Raw genomic sequence first — 18,046 nt, 5'->3', positions numbered from 1 at the left:
GGGGGAAGGCCGCGTATAGCCTCGCCCCCGCGGCCGTGAAACATGCGTCTGCGCCCGCACGGGGCAGCCGTCGGCGGCTTTGCGGCCTTGCGGACGCCGCGTCCCCTTTACGGAGAAGGACGCGGGCGGCCCTGGGGGACCCAGGCGGACCCAGGCGTCAGCGGGGGGCTGCAGGTCCTTGAAAAGTGCCGGCATGTTTGAGCGGCGCGGCGGGCTTGTTCGCCGCGCCGCGGCAGGGCGGGGCCTTCCGCCCTGCCGATTTCCTTCTATCCAGTATCGTTGGAAAGGCGGCAAGCTATGGAAACGAAGCTGCAAACCGCCCCGCACCTGGCGGAAACGGGGCGGCGCGCAAAGCGCCTGACCGCTGTCGGGCGCTTTGCGGCCGTGGTGGCGGTCCTGGCCGGACTGCTGGCCTGGGGTTTGGTGCTGAATGTCAATACAGGCTCCGTACAAATCCCGGCCGGAGCGGTATTCCGTATGGTGTGGGATGCTCTGCGGCTGAAGGTCATGGAAGTGTTTACCGGCGGCGCTTACGCCGAGGCGCTCCAGGCGGTGCTGGACGGCTCCACCGAGAGCAAGATCATTTTCAGCATCCGGATGCCCCGGATGCTGCTGGCCGCCATTCTGGGGGGCGCGCTCTCCGTCTCCGGGTTTCTGCTCCAGACCTTCTTCCGCAACCCCATTGCCGGACCCTTCGTATTGGGGATCTCCTCGGGGGCCAAGATGGTGGTGGGGATCACCATGATCTTCCTCAGCCGGTATCTCAGCCGGATCAGCTCTACGGTCATGATCCTCTCCGCCTTTGCGGGCTCCCTGCTCATCGCGGGCATCGTGCTGATCTTCTCCCAGCGGGTACATGGCATGTCGATGCTGCTGGTCATCGGCATCATGGTGGGCTATGTCTGCGGCGCCATCACCGACTTCTGCATCACCTTTGCCAAGGAGGAGGACATCGTCAACCTGACCAGCTGGTCCATGGGCAGCTTTTCCGGGGCGAACTGGAGCAGCGTGACCACCGCGGCGTGGATCTGCCTGCTGGGACTGGGGGCGGCCTGGCTTTTGAGCAAGCCCATCGGGGCCTATGCGCTGGGAGAGGGGTACGCCCGGAGCCTGGGCATCAACATCAAGCTCTTCCGAGCGCTGCTCATCCTGCTCTCCAGCCTGCTCTCCGCCTGTGTCACCGCCTTTGCCGGTCCTATTTCCTTTGTGGGGATCGCAGTGCCCCATATCACCCGCTCCCTGCTCAAGACCTCCCGGCCCGTGCTGGTCATCCCGGTCACGTATCTGTGCGGCGCGGTGTTTTGCATTTTCTGCGACCTGATCGCCCGTACGGCGTTTTCGCCCACCGAGCTGGCCATCGGCACCGTCACCTCCGCCTTTGGCGCGCCGGTGGTCATCTGGATGATGCTGCGCCGCCGCAGGGGCCAGGAGTAGGAGGCTGCGATGGGATATTTCAAAACGGAAGATCTGGCCGTGGGCTATGACGGGCAGGTGCTCATACACGACATCAGCATCCAGATCGAAAAGGGGACGATCCTCACGCTGATCGGCCCCAACGGGGCGGGGAAGTCCACCATCCTCAAGTCCATCACCCGCCATCTGACCAAGCTGGGCGGCATGGTGTACATCGGCGGGCGGGAGGTATACGCCTGGTCGGCCCGGGAGATGGCCCGGCAGGTGGCGGTGGTGCTTACCGACCGGATCCGTCCGGAACTGATGACCTGCGGCGAAGTGGTGGCGATGGGCCGCTATCCCTACACCAACGCCCTGGGCAAACTGACCGAGACCGACAAGCGCATCGTCCGTCAGGCCCTGGAGCGGGTCCACGCCCTGGAGCTGGAGGAGCGGGACTTCGCCACCCTCAGCGACGGCCAGCGCCAGCGGATCATGCTGGCCCGGGCCATCTGCCAGCAGCCCCAGGTCATCGTCCTGGACGAGCCTACCGCCTATCTGGATATCCGCCATAAGATCGAGCTGCTGGATATTCTCCGGGAAATGGCCCGGGAGCAGCGTGTTACGGTGGTCATGTCCCTGCATGAGATCGACCTGGCCATGAAGATCTCCGACTACCTTCTGTGCGTCAAGGGGGATACCGTCGCCCGGTTCGGTCCGCCGGAGGAGCTGTTCGCGGGAGGCGAGATCGACCGGCTTTATGAGATCGAGCACGGCTCCTACAACCTGCTCTTCGGCAGCGTGGAGCTGACCCGCCCCGAAGGGGCGCCTCAGGTCTTCGTGGTGGGGGGCGGCGGCTTCGGCGTGCCCTGCTACCGTGCCCTGCAAAAGCAGCAGGTGCCCTTTGCCACCGGCGTCCTGTTTGAAAACGACGTGGATTTTCAGGTGGCCCGGGAGCTGAGCGACCACGTGTACGCCGCTCCCGCGTTCGAGCCCGCCGGCGAGGCGCTGTGCCGCGCGGCGGAGCAGGCCCTGCTGCGGGCCGGGGCGGTCATCGACGCAGGGACCCCCGTCGCCGTGTTCAACCGGATGAACGGCCGCCTGCTGGAACTGGCCCGGGAGAAAGGCCTGCGCGTGTACCGGGGCTGGAAGGGATGGCAGGGAAAGGAGAGCGGCGTATGATCGAGATTTGTCATGTGAGCAAGCGCTATCCCCAAAGCGGGACCAACGCCCTGGACGATGTGTCCCTGACCATCGAATCAGGGGCGTTTTTCGGCCTGCTGGGCCCCAACGGGGCGGGGAAGACCACCCTTATCAGCATCCTGTCCACCCTGCTGCTGCCCTCGGCGGGGGAGATCCGGATCGACGGAGAGACGCTGGGCCGCCGCCGGGGGGACATCAAACGCAAGCTGGCGCTGATCACCCAGCACAACTCCCTGCGCAGCGATATGACGCTGGATCAGATCATGGAATTGCAGGGGCGGCTCTACGGCATCCCGCAGGAGCGCATCCTGCGGCGCCGGGAAGAGCTGCTGGCCTTCTGCGCCCTGACCGGACACCGGAACAAGACGGTGCGCAGGCTGTCCGGAGGCATGAAGCGCAAGCTCATGCTCTGCCGCGCTCTGCTCACCGACCCGGAGATCCTGATCCTCGACGAGCCCACCATTGGGCTGGACCCGGCCTCCCGGCGGCAGATGTGGGACCTGCTGCGCACCCTGAACCGTCAGGGATTGACCATTCTGCTGACCACCCATTATATTGAAGAGGCCGAAAGCCTGTGCCAGCGTGTGGCGCTCATCGACCAGGGGCGGGTGGCGCGGCTGGATACGCCGGAAAACCTGATCCGCCTGCTGGGGCCGGTGGCGGTGGACGTGTTTGCGGGAGATCACACCCAAAGCGCGTTCTTTCCAGACAAGGAGGCGGCCCTTGCCTACGCCGGCGGGCGGAGCGAGCCGATCCTTCTGCGCAGGACCACGCTGGAAGACGTGTTCCTGACCCAGGTGGGGCGCGGATTGGAGGCGGTGTGATGCGGCAAAATCCGATCGTGAACGCAGTCGTCACCGTGCTGTGGGAGAAGTGGGTGGAGTTTCGCTTCGAGTGGAAGAAGATCACCGCTTCCGCCCTGGTGAGTCCCCTGCTGTATCTGATCGCGCTGGGATGGGGCCTGGGCTCGGCCAGCGCCGTCACCGAACGGCCCTACATTGATTTCCTGGTGCCGGGCATCCTCGCCCTGACCACCATGAACACCAGCTTTTCCGCTGTGGCCCAGCCGCTGAACGTCCAGCGCCTGTTTGAGCACTCCTTCGATCATATCATCATATCCCCCACTCCTATGCCGGCCTATATTTTCGGCCAGATGCTGGGGGGATCCCTGCGGGGGATGTACAGCGGCGTGCTCATCCTGCTGCTTTCGTTCCCCTTCGGGGCCTCTATGTGCCTGAGCCCGGCCTTTTTCCTGGTGATGCTGCTCAACGGAATGACCTTCGGGGCCCTGGGGGTCATGGCGGCCGTCCTGGCCAGCACCCACGCGGACATCACCCGGTTTTCCACCTTTGTCATCCTGCCGATGACCTTCCTGTGCAATACCTTCTTCCCGCTGGACCGGGTGCCCGGGGCGGTGCAGACGCTCATCCGGCTCCTGCCCCTGACCCATGCCAGCGGGTCGCTGCGTTCCATGGCTTACGGCGCCGCGCCCAGCCTGCTGAGCCTGGGGGTGCTGGCCCTGTACGCCGCCGCCTTCCTGGCCGTGGCCAATCTGGTGGTCCTACGGCGCAAGAACCTGTAGTCCGACGAAAGGAGAAACGCCATGCGAACAGCCGTTTTGGCCGTCAGCTTCGGCACCACCCATTTGGACGCCCTTCGGGCGGATATCGTCCCGGTGGAGGAGGCGCTGGCCGACGCCTTCCCCGGCTGCCCGGTCTACCGGGCCTTTACCAGCGGCGTCGTGCGCCGCCGCCTGCGGGAGCGGCAGAACATGCACGTGGACAGCGTGGAGGAGGCCCTCGCGCGGATCCGCTCCGACGGCATGGGGCGGGTGGTCGTCCAGCCCACCCTGCTCCTCCCCGGCGAAGAGTACGACGGCCTGTGCGCGGCCCTGACGGCGGCCGACGGACTGGAGGTGCGGGCGGGCCGCCCGCTTTTGTACGGAGAGGACGACCTGGACGGCGTGATCGCCGCCCTGCGGCAGGCCTATCCGGTGGGGGAGGATACGGCCTTGCTGCTGATGGGGCACGGCACCGCCCATGCGGCCAACGCCCTCTATGAGGCCATGGCCCGGCGCCTGCGGGCGCTGCCGGGGGCGGCGGTGCGCCTGTGCACGGTGGAGGGCGTCCCCACCTTTGAAGACGCGGCGGCGGAACTGGCCGCGCTGGGACGGCCCCGGGTCCTGCTGGTCCCGCTGCTGCTGGCGGCCGGGGATCACGCCAAAAACGACATGGCGGGCCCGGCGCCCGGAAGCCTCCGGGCGCGGCTGGAGGCGGCCGGCCTCCGGACCGCCTGCGTTCTGGGCGGGCTGGGCCGTCTGGACGGCATCCGGGCGCTGTATGTGCGCCGGGCCCTCCAGGCCGCCGGAGGCCTGGATTGAGCGCGAAACAGATCCATTCAAACGAAACGGAGGGGGACGGGCGGATGCAGCAGAACCTGCCGCGCCTGCTGCTGGCGGGCACCAACAGCGGCTGCGGAAAGACCACCCTGGCCTGCGCGGTGCTTCAGGCGCTGGTGGACCGGGGGATCGATACGGGCAGCTTCAAATGCGGGCCGGACTACATCGACCCCATGTTTCACAGCCGCGTCATCGGCGCGCCCAGCGCCAATCTGGACCCCTTCTTCTTTACGGAAAATACCCTGCGCTTCCTGCTGGCCCGGCATGCCGCCGGCAGGGCGGTCAGCGTCATCGAGGGGGTCATGGGGTACTACGACGGCCTGGGGCTTACCACCACCCGGGCCAGCACCTACGAGGTGGCCCGGTGGACCCAAACGCCCGTGGTGCTGGTGGTAGGCGCCAAGGGGACGGCGCTTTCGGCGCTGGCGGTGCTCCAGGGCTTTTTGGACTTCTGCCCCGACCATCCGGTCCAGGGCGTCCTTCTCAACCAGTGCTCCGAAGGGGCCTATCCGGCGCTGGCGGCGGCCATCCGGGAGCGGTTCGGAGGGCGGGTGCGCCCCCTGGGGTTTTTGCCCGTGCTGCCGGAGTGTGCCCTCTCCAGCCGCCATCTGGGGCTGGTCACCGCCGCAGAGGTCTCCGATCTGCGGGAGAAGCTGGCGCGGCTGGCCCGTCAGGCGGAGCGAAGCATCGACCTGGACGGGCTGCTGGAGCTGGCGCGCAGCGCGCCGCCGCTGGAGTACGAGCCGGTGCGCCTGCCCCGCTTTGACCGGCCGGTGCGCATCGCCGTGGCCCGGGACCGGGCCTTCTGCTTTTACTATGAGGACAGCCTGGCCGCCCTGACGGAGCTGGGGGCGGAGCTGGTCCCCTTCAGCCCGCTGGCCGACCCGGCGCTGCCGGAGGAGATCCACGGGCTCTATCTGGGGGGCGGCTATCCGGAGCTGTACGCCCCTGCCCTGAGTGAAAACGCGTCCCTGCGCGCCGCGATCCGCGCGGCGGTGGAGGGCGGCCTGCCCTGCATCGCCGAGTGCGGCGGCTTTATGTACCTGACCCAGGCCATTGCCGGCGCTCCCATGGCGGGCGTCCTGCCCGGGAACTGCGCCGACGCGGGGAGGCTGGTGCGCTTCGGCTATGTGACCCTGCGGGCCAGGCGGGACAATCTGCTGTGCCGGGCGGGAGAGGAGATCCGGGGCCACGAGTTCCACCGCTGGGACGCCACGGAGCGGGGAGAGGACTTCACCGCCGTCAAACCCACCGGCCGCAGCTGGACGTGCGCCGTCGCCACCCCGACCCTCTACGCGGGCTATCCCCACTTCCATTTTTACGCCAATCCGGCCTTTGCCACGCGGTTTTATGAGGCCTGTTTAAAGGAGAAAGAACGTCATGATCGAGTACGATAAGCCCATGGACATTGAACGGCGCAGCTTTGAGATCATTACTCAGCTGCTGGGGGAGCAGGTCATCCCGGCGGAAAACGAGCTGGTGGTCAAACGGGTGATCCATACCACCGCCGATTTCGATTATGCCGAAAACCTGGCCTTTTCCGACCATGCGGTCGCGCAGGGCATCGCCGCCCTGCGCGCCGGATGCGATATCGTCACCGATACCCAGATGGCCCGTTCGGGCATCAATAAGCGGGTGCTGGAGGGCCTGGGGGGGCAGGTGCACTGCTTCATGTCCGAGGCGGAGGTGGCCGCGCTGGCCGGGCGGCGGGGGAGCACCCGCGCCGCGGCGTCCATGCGGTGGGCGGCGGAGCATGTGAAAAAGCCCTGTATCTTTGCCGTCGGCAACGCCCCCACCGCCCTGCTGGAGCTGGGGGAGCTGATCCGCGGCGGGGCGCTGTCCCCGGCGCTGGTCATCGGCGTGCCGGTGGGCTTTGTGAACGTGGTGGAGAGCAAGCAGCAGATCATGGACGCCGGCGCGCCCTATATCGTGGCCCGGGGCCGGAAGGGCGGCAGCAATGTGGCCGCCGCCATCTGCAATGCCATGCTCTATCAGATCGCCCGCTGAGCCATGGAGGAGTATATCGTCCGGGCGGGGAAGCGCCTGCGGCTGGGGTATACCACCGGGTCCTGCGCGGCGGCGGCGGCCAAGGCGGCGGCCTGGATGCTGCTGACCGGCCGGCGGCGGGAGCAGATCGGTCTGACCACCCCCGGCGGAGTCCGGCTGGAGCTGGCGGTCCGGGCCATCGAACTGGGGGCCGGGCAGGTCTCGTGCGCGATTGAAAAGGACCCCGGCGACGACCCGGACGTGACCCGGGGGACGCTGATCTTCGCCGCCGTGTCCAAACGGGACGGCCCCGGCGTCTGGATCGACGGCGGCGCCGGCGTGGGCCGGGTGACCAGGCCCGGCCTGGATCAGCCGGTGGGGGCCGCCGCCATCAACTCGGTGCCCCGGAAGATGATCCGGGAGAACGTCGGGGAGGTCTGCCGGGCGCTGGACTACCGGGGCGGGCTGTCGGTGGTGATCTCCGCCCCGGAGGGGGAGGCCCTGGCGAAAAAGACCTTCAATCCCCGGCTGGGCATCGCGGGCGGCATCTCCATCCTGGGCACCACCGGCATCGTGGAGCCCATGAGCGAGCAGGCCCTGGTGGATACCATCCGCCTGGAGCTGAGCCAGCGCCGGGCGGGCGGGGCGGAGTACGTGCTGCTGACGCCGGGCAATTACGGCGCGGAGTTTATCCGCACGTCGCTGGGCCTCGACCCGGAGCGGGCGGTGCAGACCTCCAATTTCATCGGGGAGAGCCTGGACCTGTGCCGGGAGCTGGGGTTCCGGGGCGCGCTGCTGGTGGGGCATATCGGCAAGCTGGTCAAGCTGGCGGGGGGAATGCTCAACACCCACTCCAAGTACGGAGACTGCCGCATGGAGCTGCTGGCCGCCCACGCCGGGGCGGCGGGGCTGGATGCGGCGGGGAGCGGGGCGGTGCTCGCCTGCGTCAGCTGCGACGAGGCCCTGCGGGTCTTGCGGGAACACGGGATCTGCGAGGAGACGCTGCGCCGCCTGACGGGGCGGGTGGAGCTCCATCTGGCCAACCGGGCGGGCGAGCAGCTGCGGACCGGCGCGATACTCTTTTCCAAGGCCTTCGGCCTGCTGGGAGAGACGGGACAGGCGCCGGCGCTGCTGCAACACATCAGGGAGGGATAGCAATGGTACATTTTGTGGGCGCCGGAAGCGGCGCGGCGGATCTGATCACGGTGCGGGGCGCCCGGCTGCTGAGGGAGGCCGACGTGGTCATCTACGCCGGGTCTCTGGTCAACCCCGAGCTGCTGGCGGGCACCAAGCCCGGCTGTGAGATCCACAACAGTGCGGAGATGACCCTGGAGCAGGTGCTGGAGACCATCGCCGCGGCGGAGGCGGCGGGCAAGACCACCGTGCGCCTGCACACCGGGGACTCCAGCATTTACGGCGCGGTACGGGAGCAGTTCGACCGGCTGGAGGCGATGGGGGTGGACTATGACGTCTGCCCCGGCGTCAGCGCATTCTGCGGCGCGGCCGCCTCCCTGCGGGCGGAGTATACCCTGCCCGGCGTGAGCCAGAGCGTCATCATCACCCGCACCGCCGGGCGCACCGCCGTGCCGGAGCGGGAGTCCATCCGCGCCCTGGCCGCCCACCGTTCCACCATGGTGCTGTTTCTCAGCACTGGGCTGACCGAAACGCTTCAGGCGGAGCTGCTGGCGGGGGACTATCCGGCGGACACCCCGGCCGCGGTGGTCTACAAGGCCACCTGGCCCGACGAGCGGATCGTCCGCTGCACCGTGGGCACCCTGCACGCCGCGGTGACCGGGAGCGGCATCACCAAGACCGCGCTGATCATCGTGGGCGGCTGTATGGGGCAGGAATACCGGCGCTCCCGCCTCTATGACCCCGCCTTTACCACCGCGTTCCGGCAGGGAAGCGACGGGGACGAGACATGAAGCTGGCCCTGTTTGCCTTCAGCCGCCGGGGCTGCGACACCGCCCGGCGGGTGCGCGGGGCGGCCTGCGGCGCGGGGGACGAATGCCGGGCCTATACCATGGCGCGGTATGCCCAGGAGGATTTTGAGGCCGTCGTGCCGCCGCTGAGCCGGTTTACCGGCCCGGTGATGGCGTGGGCGGACGCCGTCGTTTTTGTGGGGGCCTGCGGCATCGCGGTGCGGGCCATCGCCCCCTACGTGGCGGACAAGCGCACCGATCCCGCCGTGCTGGTGGCGGACGAGCGGGGGCAGTTCGTCATCTCCCTGCTCTCCGGCCACATCGGCGGGGCCAATGAGCTGACGCGCCGGGTGGCCGCCGGGCTGGGCGCCACCGGCGTGATCACCACCGCCACCGACGTGAACGGACTGTTTTCGGTGGACGCCTGGGCGGCCCAACAGGGGCTTGCCATCGACAGTATGCGCGCGGCCAAGGCGGTGTCCGCCGCCATTCTGGAGGGCCCGGTCCCCCTGAGCAGCGATTTCCCCGTGACCGGCCCCCTGCCGGCCGGGACGGAGGCGGGCGAGCGCGGAGCGGTGGGCATCTGTGTCTCCTGGCGGCGCCGCCGCCCGTTCGGGGAGACCCTGCTGCTGGTGCCGCCGGTGCTCCACGTGGGGCTGGGCTGCCGCCGGGGGACCCCGGCGGAGGCCATCCGGGCGCTGGTGGAGCAGGTACTGGAGGAGCATGCCATCCACCCCCGTGCGGTGAAGTGCGCCGCCTCCATCGACCTGAAGGCGGAGGAGCCGGGTCTTCTGGCCTTCTGCCGGGAAAAGGGGTGGCCGGTCCGGTTCCACTCCGCCGGGGAGCTGGCGGCGGTGGAGGGGGCCTTTACCCCGTCGGCCTTCGTCCGGACGGTCACGGGGGTGGACAATGTGTGCGAGCGCGCCGCCCTGCTGGGCGCGGAGCGGCTGCTGGTGAAAAAGACCGCCCGGGACGGCGTGACCGTGGCCGTGGCGGCGGAGCATTGGGAGGTGCGCTTTGGCTAAACTGACGGTAGTGGGCATCGGCCCGGGAGACGCGGACAATATGACCCTGCGGGCCCACAGGGCCCTGCAGGCCAGCCGGGCGATCGTGGGCTATCACGTCTATGTGGACTTGGTCCGCCCGCGCTACCCGGACAAGGAATTTTACACCACCCCCATGACCCGGGAGAGCGAACGCTGCCGCATGGCGCTGGAGCTGGCGGAGCGCGGGAAGGAGACCGCCCTCGTCTGCTCCGGGGACAGCGGCGTGTACGGCCTGGCGGCCCTGGTCTACGAGCTGCGGGGGGAGCGTTCCGCACCGGAGATCGCGGTGGTGCCCGGACTGACGGCGGCGTGCAGCGGCGCGGCGGTGCTGGGTGCGCCGCTGACCCACGATTTTGCCGTGATCAGCCTCAGCGACCGGCTGACCCCCTGGCCGGCCATTGAGGCGCGGCTGGAGGCCGCCGCAGCAGGGGACCTGTCCATCGTCCTCTACAACCCGGCCAGCCATGGGCGGCCCGAGCATCTGCGCCGCGCCTGCGGGATCCTGCTGCGCCGCCTGCCGCCGGAGCGGCCCTGCGGCGTGGCCCGCAGCATCGGCCGGGACGGGGAAAGCGGCATGGTGCTGACCCTGGAGGAGCTGGCGGACTACCCCGCCGACATGTTCTGCACCGTCTTCATCGGCAACAGCACCACCCGGGTGATCGGCGGGCGGCTGGTCACCCCCAGGGGGTACCGCCATGGGTAAGCTGTGCCTGTTCGCCGGTACCACCGAGGGGCGGAAGCTGGCCCAGCTGCTGGCCGGGCAGAGCGTGTCCGTCACCGTCTGCGTAGCCACGGAATACGGCCGGAGCCTGCTGCCGGAGGGGGAGAACCTGACGGTCTCCGCCCAGCCCCTGACCCGGGAGGAGATGCAGGAGCTCTTCCGGCGGGAGGGCTTCGACTGCGTGGTGGACGCCACCCACCCCTACGCCCCTGTGGCGACGGAAAACATTGCCGCGGCCTGCCGGGCGGCGGGCACGGAATACCTGCGCCTGCTGCGTCCGGAGAGCGGGGCGCAGGCCGGGGCGGTCTTTGTGCCGGACAGCGCGGCGGCGGCGGCTTATCTGGAGGGAAAGCCGGGCAACGTGCTGCTGACCACCGGCAGCAAGGAACTGGCCCGTTACAGCGGCATGACGGACTTTGCCCGCCGGGTCTATGCCCGGGTGCTGCCCATGGCGGCCTCGCTGGAGGCCTGCCGGGCGGCGGGGCTGGAGCCGGGACACATCCTGGCCGTGCAGGGCCCCTTTTCCCGGGAATGGAACGCCGCCATGCTCCGGGCGGTCTGCGCACGCTTTCTGGTGACGAAAGAGGCGGGCGCCGCCGGGGGATTTGCCGAAAAAGCCGCGGCGGCGGAGGAGACGGGCGCCACCCTGGTGGTCGTGGGCCGTCCGCCCCAGCGGGAGGGCGAGCCCTTTGACGCGGTGGTGCGCAGGCTGTGGGCCCGCTTTGGCCTGGTCCACCGCCCCCGGGTGACGCTGGTGGGCATCGGTCCGGGCGCAGCGTCGGCCATGACGGAGCGGGCGCGCCGCGCCCTGCGGGAGGCGGACGGCGTCATCGGCGCGCCGCGCATGCTGGAAGCGGTGGCCGCGCCGGGGCAGACGGCGCTGGCGGCGGTGGAGCCCCAGGCCATCTGCGCGCAGATCCGCGCCCACCCGGAGCTGCTGCGCTTCGCGGTGGCCCTGTCCGGGGACGTGGGCTTTTTCAGCGGCGCCCGGCGCCTGCTGCCCCTTCTGAGCGGGTGGGACGTGACGGTGCTGCCGGGGCTGAGCTCCCTGGTCTGCCTCTGCGCGCGGCTGGGCACCGGCTATGAGGATGTGGTCCCGGTCAGCGTCCACGGCCGCGACCATGACATCGTGCCCGACGTGGCGGCCAACCGCCGGGTGTTTGCCCTGGTAGGCGGGGAGGACGGCATGGCGCGCCTTTGCCGCCGGCTGGCGGAGGCCGGGCTGGGCGCGGTGCGGGTGAGCGTGGGGGAGCGGCTGAGCTACCCCGACGAGCGCATCACCACCGGCTCCGCCGCCGAGCTGGCCGCGGGCCGCTACCACCCCCTCAGCGTGGCGCTCATCGAGAACGCCGCCGCCGGGCGGGGCGTGGTCACCCCGGGCCTGCCCGACGAGGCCTTCCAGCGGGGCGGCGGCGCAGAGGGCGTGGTGCCCATGACCAAGAGCGAGGTGCGCGCCGTGTGCCTGTCCAAGCTGCGCCTCACCGAGGATGCGGTGTGCTGGGACGTGGGGGCGGGCACCGGCTCTGTGTCCGTCGAGATGGCCCGGCTGGCCCGGCGGGGCCGGGTGTACGCCATCGAGCGCCGGGCGGACGCCTGCGCGCTGCTGGAGGAGAACCGCGCCCGCTTTCAGGCGGGAAACCTGGAGATCGTCCCCGGCACGGCCCCGGAGGCCTGCCGGGCGCTGGAGGACCCCACCCATGTGTTCCTGGGCGGCAGCTCCGGCAACCTCCGGGAGATCTTGTCGCTGGTGTGGGAGAAAAACCCCGCCGCCCGCGTCGTGGCCGCCGCCGTCACCCTGGAGTCGGTGGCCGAGCTCAACGCCTGCCGGGACGCGTTCCCCTTTACGGAGACCGAGGCGGTCTGCCTCACGGTGGCCCGGGATCGGAAGGCGGGGCGCTACCACCTGATGAGCGCTCAGAACCCCATCTACCTCTTCACCTTTCAACAAAAGGAGCCCTGTTCATGAGATGGTCTCTCGCTGCCCTGCTGATCGGCTTTGGGCTGGATCTCCTGCTGGGGGATCCCCGGGGCGTCCCCCATCCGGTGGCGCTCATCGGGAAACTGATCTCCGCGCTGGAGCGCATGCTGCGCCGGAGCTTCCCCCAAACAGCGGCGGGAGAGCGCTGGGCGGGCGGCGTGCTGTGGGTGCTGACGGCGGGGCTGTCCCTGCTGATCCCCGCGCTGCTGCTGTGGGCCTGCCGCCGGGTGAGTCCTTGGCTGGCCCTGGCGGCGGAGAGCGTGATGAGCTGGCAGATCCTGGCCGTCCGCTCTCTGCGGGAGGAGAGCATGAAGGTCTATACCGCCCTGGAGTCGGGGGACTTGGAGGCCTCCCGCCGGGCCGTCTCCTGGATCGTGGGCCGGGACACCGAGCGGCTGGATGAGGCCGGCGTCGCCCGTGCCGCGGTGGAGACGGTGGCGGAGAACACCTCCGACGGCGTGGTGGCGCCCCTCTTTTTCCTGGCGCTGGGGGGCGCGCCGCTGGGCTTTTTCTATAAAGCGGTCAACACGATGGATTCCATGCTGGGCTATGTGGAGCCGCCTTACCGCAACATCGGGCTGGTGCCCGCGAAAATGGACGATGTCCTGAATTTTCTCCCCGCGCGGCTGGCCGCGCTGCTGATGCTGGCGGCGGGGGGGCTGCTGGGACTGGATGTGGGCGGCGGCTGGCGTATCTTCCGCCGGGACCGGCACAACCACGCCAGTCCCAATTCCGCGCAGACCGAGTCGGTCTGCGCGGGGCTGCTGGGTCTGCGCCTGGCGGGGGACGCATGGTACCACGGCGTGCGGCACGAAAAGCCCTTCATCGGCGACGAACGGCGGGCGATCGAGCACGCGGATATCCCCCGGGCCTGCCGGCTGATGTACGGGACGGCGCTGCTGGCCCTGCTGTGCAGCGCGGCGCTGCGGGCGCTGTTGGCGCTGCTGGCGGGGCGCCTGTAACGCCGGGTGGGAGCCGTGCCGGGAGAAGAAAGCGATCCGGCCGTTGATTTTGAAACGCAGGGAAGTGACGCCATGCTCTACCAAACCGGAAACCCGCACGGCGGCGACCGCTACGGCCGCCCCGTGGCGCTGGATTTTTCCGCCAACACCAATCCCCTGGGCACGCCGGAGGCGGTGCGCCGGGCGGTGGCGGAGTCCGCCGCCTGCCTGGACCGCTATCCGGACCCCTACTGCCGGGCGCTGGTCGGGGCTTTGGCGGATTACGAGCAGGTGCCGGAAAAATATCTGCTCTGCGGCTGCGGAGCCGCGGAGCTCATTTTCTCCTACTGCGCCGCCCTGCGTCCCCGGCGGGCGCTGGAGCTGGCCCCCACCTTTTCCGAGTATGCGGCGGCCCTGACGGCGGCGGGCTGCGGGGTGGAGCGCCACACCCTTTCCCGCTGCACGGACTTCCGCCTGACGGAGGCGGTCCTTCCGGTGCTGCGGCAGGCGGCGTGGGATGTGGTCTTCCTCTGCAATCCCAATAACCCCACCGGGCAGCTGGTGGAGCCCGGCCTGCTGGCGGAGATCTGCCGCATCTGCCGGGAAAAGGAGATCCGCATGTTTGTGGACGAATGCTTTCTGGACCTGGCCGACCCTGGGCGGAGCGCATCCCTCAAACCCCTGCTGGCGGAGCAGCCGGGACTGTTCCTGCTGAAGGCATTCACCAAAAGCTATGGTATGGCGGGATTGCGCCTGGGGTACTGCCTCAGCGCCGACGGGGCGCTGCTCCGGGCCATGGGGCGCACGGTACAGCCCTGGAATGTCTCCCTCCCCGCCCAGGCCGCCGGGGTGGCGGCCCTGGGGGAGAGCGCCTTTTTGGCCCGGACCCGCCGGGTCATCCGCGCCGAGCGGGCCTTCCTCCGGGCGGGGCTGGAGCAGCTGGGGCTGTATGTCTGTCCCTCCCAGGCCAACTACCTGCTGTTTTACAGCCCGCTGCCCCTGAAGGACGCCCTGCTGGAGCGGGGGATCCTGGTCCGGGACTGCTCCAATTACCGCGGCCTGGACGCGGGCTGGTACCGGATCGCCGTGCGGCGGCATGAGGAAAATCAGACCCTGCTGAGCGCCCTGAGCGCGCTCCGAAAGGAAGCTTGATATGGCCAGAACCATTATGATCCAGGGGACCATGTCCAACGCAGGCAAAAGTCTGCTGGCGGCGGGGCTGTGCCGCATTTTCCGGCAGGACGGCCTGCGGGCGGCCCCTTTCAAGAGCCAGAATATGGCGCTCAATTCCTTCATCACCGCTGCGGGCGGCGAGATGGGCCGGGCCCAGGTGGTCCAGGCGCAGGCGGCGGGCATCGCGCCCGACGTGCGCATGAACCCCATCCTCCTCAAGCCCACCACCGACATGGGCAGTCAGGTCATCGTGAACGGCGCGGTGGTGGGGAACATGACGGCCCTGGAATATTACCGCCGGAAAAACGAGTTCATCCCCGCCGTGCTGGAGGCCTACCACAGCCTGGCGGCGGAATACGACGTGATCGTCATCGAGGGCGCGGGCAGTCCGGCGGAGATCAACCTCAAGCGGGAGGACATCGTCAACATGGGCCTGGCCAAACTGGTGGACGCCCCCGTCCTGCTGGTGGGGGACATCGACCGGGGCGGCGTGTTCGCGCAGCTCTACGGCACCATCGCCCTGCTGGACGGGGAGGAGCGCCGGCGGGTCAAAGGGACCATCGTCAATAAGTTCCGGGGGGACCGGGCCATCCTTCAGCCCGGACTGGAGCAGCTGGAGCGGCTGTGCGGCGTTCCGGTGGCGGGGGTGGTGCCCTATCTCCACGTGGATATCGACGACGAGGACAGCCTGACTGAGCGCTTCTGCCGCGCCACCGCCCGCAAGCTGGTGGATATTGCGGTCATCCGCCTGCCCCGCATTTCCAACTTCACCGATTTCAGCCCCTTCGAACGGTATGAAAACGTATCCCTGCGCTATGTGGGCAGCGTGCGGGAGCTGCATCAGCCGGACCTGATCCTGCTTCCGGGCACCAAGAGCACCATTGCCGATCTGCTCTGGCTGCGCCAGAGCGGGCTGGAGGCGGCGGTGCAAAAGGCCGCCGCCGCCGGAACGCTGGTGTTTGGCGTGTGCGGGGGCTATCAGATGCTGGGCCGCACCGTATCCGACCCGGAGGGCGTGGAGGCCGCCGGGGTCACGCAGGCCGCCGGACTGGGCCTGTTGCCGGTGGATACCTTCTTCCGGGGGGAGAAGAAGCAGACGCAGGCCAGGGGCGTGTTCGGTCCGGTGGAGGGGCTGCTCGCCCCCCTGAGCGGCATGGCCTACGAGGGCTACGAGATCCACATGGGCCGCAGCGCAGCGGAACGCGCGCCCATCCTGGTGGGGGGCGGAAACGTCTACGGCAGCTACCTCCACGGTATTTTCGACGCCCCCGGCATCGCGGATGCGGTGCTGGGCGTCCTGTGCGCGCGCAAGGGCGTCGACCCGGCCCGATTGGGCAGCTTCGACGCGCGGGCTTACCGGGAGCAGCAATATGACCGGCTGGCCGACGGAGTGCGCGGCGGACTGGATCTGGACTTTGTGTATCGTGTGCTCGACGGCCGCGCGGAGTGAGCCCGCGGACGGCGGGAATGCGAAACGGCTGCCCGGAAGGGCAGCCGTTTTTTATGGGCGGGATCAGGCCTCCATATGGCGGCCCAGAAACCCTGCAATGGTCTGTACCAGCTTATAATGCGTTTCGTTGTTTTTCATGTCGTTGTCCGTGCCGGCAAAGAGCACGCAGCCCAGCACATCGCCCTCGGACAGGATGGGCGCGGCACAGTTGATCAGGTATTTGTCCCCGTCCTCACAGATGGGCAGCGGGCTGTCTCCCGCTTTATACTGATAGATCTGACGGCCCTCCATGATCTGTTCCAGTTCGGCGGAGACCCGCTTGTCGGCCAGTTCCCGCCGGGCGGTGCCCGCCACGGCGATGCAGGTGTCCCGGTCGGTGATGACCGCGATCTCACCTGTGGTTTTGTTGAGCGTTTCGCACATCTGACCGGCGAAGTCGCCCAGACCGCCCATCAGGGAATATTTCCGGAAAATAACGCCGCCATCCTTATCCGTGTAGATCTCCAGCGGGTCGCCCTCGCGGATGCGCATCGTCCTGCGGATCTCCTTGGGGATGACCACGCGCCCGAGGTCGTCCCATTATGTCAAGTAGGTGCAAAAAAATTTTTCAAATTCTTCAAAAAGCCCACAAAAACAGATGGTTGAGCCTTTTGAAGATCGAAACCATGCGCCTACGATGTTTCGATAGATTATGTTATTTTAGGACAAAAAACGACTTCACAGCTAAAAGCTATACCGGAGTCATAAACCGGCTCCGGCATAACTGCTGCTTCCGTTCTTCACTTCGTTGAACTTCCAAACGATCTCAATGCTTTCTGAGTCGTAGACCAGAACTCGTTCAACTGCATCATAAAGATGCTCTCTGAGTTTGCCATCGGACAAGCCGGTCATTTTCCCGACTGCCTCTTGCTGCTCGGATGCGGCATCGCTCATTTGCTGATTCGCTTCATACAGAGCTTCACTTTCCTCAAGCTGTTCTTTAAGGGCAGCTTGTTTTCTTGTCAGCTCGTCTTTGCCGGAAAGATATTCTTCGGCGGTGATCTTCGCTTCTCTGTATTGTTCATACAGGGTAAACTTTTCTCGTCCGCAAGCGTCATACTGAGCCTTGAGCAAGACAAGTTGACGCTGCAAGCTCTCGTTTCTGACTTGTGCAGCCTTTTTCACTTCCGAGGATTCAATGCGTGTGATCTCGATTTGTCCTTTTAAGGCTTCAAGCAGAACTTCCTCCAATTCGGACTTTCTCCAATAAACGCCCTCACAAGGGCTTCCATCGTGATACCGATGAGAAGGACAAGCAAATACCGTCCCGTTTGCCTTTTCGAGTTTGCCGCCGCAGTGTGCGCAGTAATAAACTCTATCAGACTGATCATGGGTTACTCTGGCTGTTTTTCTGCGCCGCTGAATCGCCTCATTTGCTTTATCGAACTCTTCTTGAGTGACGATAGCCTCATGTGCATTTTTGCGGATATACCATTCCTCTTTGGGAACACGACGCTGGTTCTTGTCCCGTATGAAGCGACTTTCTCTCATGTGGTTTGCCATAACTCCGGTGTACTTGATGTTTTCAATCATACTAAGGATTGCTCGATGTGTCCACTGGGGCTTTTTGGCTGAACTGCTATGAATCGCTTTTGCCTGAGCCGGTGTCAGGATGCCCTCTACATTCAGCTCTTTGGCAATCTGAGTGCAGGACTTTCCGTCGATAACATTCAGAAAAATTCTGCGTACCACTGGGGCGGTTCTTTCGTCTATGACAAGCTGATGCTTGTCATCCTGATGCGTTTTATAGCCAAAAGGGACGGTATTCACGAACCGAGCCTTTTGCTGCTTCGTTCG

Annotated in this window: 16 protein-coding genes and 1 pseudogene; 15 read left to right on the top strand and 2 right to left on the bottom strand. The window is 67.3% G+C overall.

The features are described 5' to 3' along the window. Window positions 1-297 precede the first annotated feature (297 nt). The 15 genes from MR825_RS01470 to MR825_RS01400 all read left to right on the top strand — a co-directional run bounded on the left by MR825_RS01470 (window position 298) and on the right by MR825_RS01400 (window position 16,210). Window positions 298-1,434: a FecCD family ABC transporter permease gene (locus MR825_RS01470; protein WP_186907718.1), complete on the top strand. Its 1,137-nt coding sequence runs from the start codon at window positions 298-300 to the stop codon at window positions 1,432-1,434. 9 nt (window positions 1,435-1,443) lie between these two features. After that, entirely contained in the window at window positions 1,444-2,574 is a 1,131-nt protein-coding gene (locus MR825_RS01465) for an ABC transporter ATP-binding protein (protein ID WP_186907717.1), read from the top strand. Further along, the gene (locus MR825_RS01460) at window positions 2,571-3,419 is read left to right on the top strand and encodes an ABC transporter ATP-binding protein (protein ID WP_186907716.1); all 849 of its coding nucleotides are present in this window, start codon (window positions 2,571-2,573) and stop codon (window positions 3,417-3,419) included. The genes MR825_RS01465 and MR825_RS01460 overlap by 4 nt, the downstream gene beginning before the upstream one ends. Continuing rightward, the gene (locus MR825_RS01455) at window positions 3,419-4,177 is read left to right on the top strand and encodes an ABC transporter permease (protein WP_186907715.1); all 759 of its coding nucleotides are present in this window, start codon (window positions 3,419-3,421) and stop codon (window positions 4,175-4,177) included. The genes MR825_RS01460 and MR825_RS01455 overlap by 1 nt, the downstream gene beginning before the upstream one ends. 21 nt (window positions 4,178-4,198) lie before the next feature. Further along, a complete protein-coding gene (locus MR825_RS01450; protein ID WP_287878301.1) occupies window positions 4,199-4,975 on the top strand; it encodes a sirohydrochlorin cobaltochelatase in 777 nt (258 codons plus the stop codon). After that, window positions 4,972-6,390, top strand: a complete 1,419-nt coding sequence (locus tag MR825_RS01445) for a cobyrinate a,c-diamide synthase (protein WP_353845854.1) — start codon at window positions 4,972-4,974, stop codon at window positions 6,388-6,390. The genes MR825_RS01450 and MR825_RS01445 overlap by 4 nt, the downstream gene beginning before the upstream one ends. After that, window positions 6,374-7,000, top strand: a complete 627-nt coding sequence (locus MR825_RS01440) for a precorrin-8X methylmutase (RefSeq protein ID WP_186907713.1) — start codon at window positions 6,374-6,376, stop codon at window positions 6,998-7,000. The genes MR825_RS01445 and MR825_RS01440 overlap by 17 nt, the downstream gene beginning before the upstream one ends. 3 nt (window positions 7,001-7,003) lie before the next feature. Further along, window positions 7,004-8,134 carry a cobalt-precorrin-5B (C(1))-methyltransferase CbiD gene (gene cbiD, locus MR825_RS01435; RefSeq protein ID WP_186907712.1) on the top strand — a complete coding sequence of 377 codons (1,131 nt, stop codon included), beginning with the start codon at window positions 7,004-7,006 and terminating at the stop codon, window positions 8,132-8,134. Between the two features lie 2 nt (window positions 8,135-8,136). Beyond that, window positions 8,137-8,904, top strand: coding sequence for a precorrin-4 C(11)-methyltransferase (cobM, locus tag MR825_RS01430; protein ID WP_287878297.1), 768 nt, complete (start codon window positions 8,137-8,139; stop codon window positions 8,902-8,904). Further along, a complete protein-coding gene (locus tag MR825_RS01425; RefSeq protein ID WP_287878294.1) occupies window positions 8,901-9,926 on the top strand; it encodes a cobalt-precorrin 5A hydrolase in 1,026 nt (341 codons plus the stop codon). The genes cobM and MR825_RS01425 overlap by 4 nt, the downstream gene beginning before the upstream one ends. Beyond that, on the top strand, window positions 9,919-10,650 hold the full coding sequence (gene cobJ / locus MR825_RS01420) for a precorrin-3B C(17)-methyltransferase (RefSeq protein ID WP_186907709.1): 732 nt from the start codon (window positions 9,919-9,921) through the stop codon (window positions 10,648-10,650). The genes MR825_RS01425 and cobJ overlap by 8 nt, the downstream gene beginning before the upstream one ends. After that, on the top strand, window positions 10,643-12,634 hold the full coding sequence (cobK, locus tag MR825_RS01415) for a precorrin-6A reductase (protein ID WP_287878290.1): 1,992 nt from the start codon (window positions 10,643-10,645) through the stop codon (window positions 12,632-12,634). Before cobJ ends, cobK begins: the two co-directional genes overlap by 8 nt. Then, window positions 12,631-13,608, top strand: a complete 978-nt coding sequence (gene cbiB, locus MR825_RS01410) for an adenosylcobinamide-phosphate synthase CbiB (protein ID WP_186907707.1) — start codon at window positions 12,631-12,633, stop codon at window positions 13,606-13,608. Before cobK ends, cbiB begins: the two co-directional genes overlap by 4 nt. Window positions 13,609-13,680: 72 nt before the next feature. Then, on the top strand, window positions 13,681-14,739 hold the full coding sequence (locus tag MR825_RS01405) for a pyridoxal phosphate-dependent aminotransferase (RefSeq protein ID WP_256176022.1): 1,059 nt from the start codon (window positions 13,681-13,683) through the stop codon (window positions 14,737-14,739). Between the two features lies 1 nt (window position 14,740). Then, window positions 14,741-16,210, top strand: coding sequence for a cobyric acid synthase (locus tag MR825_RS01400; protein WP_287878287.1), 1,470 nt, complete (start codon window positions 14,741-14,743; stop codon window positions 16,208-16,210). Between the two features lie 63 nt (window positions 16,211-16,273). On the opposite strand, the pseudogene MR825_RS01395 reads toward MR825_RS01400, so the two are convergent. Further along, a pseudogene (locus MR825_RS01395) lies at window positions 16,274-16,786 on the bottom strand (stage V sporulation T C-terminal domain-containing protein); the annotation flags it as partial. Between the two features lie 165 nt (window positions 16,787-16,951). Then, window positions 16,952-18,046: recombinase family protein (locus MR825_RS01390; RefSeq protein ID WP_287878285.1), on the bottom strand; the 1,095-nt coding region annotated here is incomplete at its 5' end.

The organism is Lawsonibacter sp., assembly GCF_022777125.1.
Lineage (GTDB): Bacteria > Bacillota > Clostridia > Oscillospirales > Oscillospiraceae > Lawsonibacter_A > Lawsonibacter_A hominis.
This window is presented reverse-complemented; position numbering and strand designations above follow the sequence as displayed.

Excerpts from the sequence above, each read along its gene's own strand:
- MR825_RS01425 (WP_287878294.1), top strand. The coding sequence starts at position 8,901 with ATGAAGCTGGCCCTGTTTGCCTTCAGCCGCCGGGGCTGCGACACCGCC.
- cbiB (WP_186907707.1), top strand. The coding sequence starts at position 12,631 with ATGAGATGGTCTCTCGCTGCCCTGCTGATCGGCTTTGGGCTGGATCTC.
- cobK (WP_287878290.1), top strand. The coding sequence starts at position 10,643 with ATGGGTAAGCTGTGCCTGTTCGCCGGTACCACCGAGGGGCGGAAGCTG.
- MR825_RS01405 (WP_256176022.1), top strand. The coding sequence starts at position 13,681 with ATGCTCTACCAAACCGGAAACCCGCACGGCGGCGACCGCTACGGCCGC.
- cbiD (WP_186907712.1), top strand. The coding sequence starts at position 7,004 with ATGGAGGAGTATATCGTCCGGGCGGGGAAGCGCCTGCGGCTGGGGTAT.
- MR825_RS01465 (WP_186907717.1), top strand. The coding sequence starts at position 1,444 with ATGGGATATTTCAAAACGGAAGATCTGGCCGTGGGCTATGACGGGCAG.
- MR825_RS01470 (WP_186907718.1), top strand. The coding sequence starts at position 298 with ATGGAAACGAAGCTGCAAACCGCCCCGCACCTGGCGGAAACGGGGCGG.
- MR825_RS01460 (WP_186907716.1), top strand. The coding sequence starts at position 2,571 with ATGATCGAGATTTGTCATGTGAGCAAGCGCTATCCCCAAAGCGGGACC.
- cobM (WP_287878297.1), top strand. The coding sequence starts at position 8,137 with ATGGTACATTTTGTGGGCGCCGGAAGCGGCGCGGCGGATCTGATCACG.
- MR825_RS01450 (WP_287878301.1), top strand. The coding sequence starts at position 4,199 with ATGCGAACAGCCGTTTTGGCCGTCAGCTTCGGCACCACCCATTTGGAC.
- MR825_RS01440 (WP_186907713.1), top strand. The coding sequence starts at position 6,374 with ATGATCGAGTACGATAAGCCCATGGACATTGAACGGCGCAGCTTTGAG.
- MR825_RS01400 (WP_287878287.1), top strand. The coding sequence starts at position 14,741 with ATGGCCAGAACCATTATGATCCAGGGGACCATGTCCAACGCAGGCAAA.
- MR825_RS01455 (WP_186907715.1), top strand. The coding sequence starts at position 3,419 with ATGCGGCAAAATCCGATCGTGAACGCAGTCGTCACCGTGCTGTGGGAG.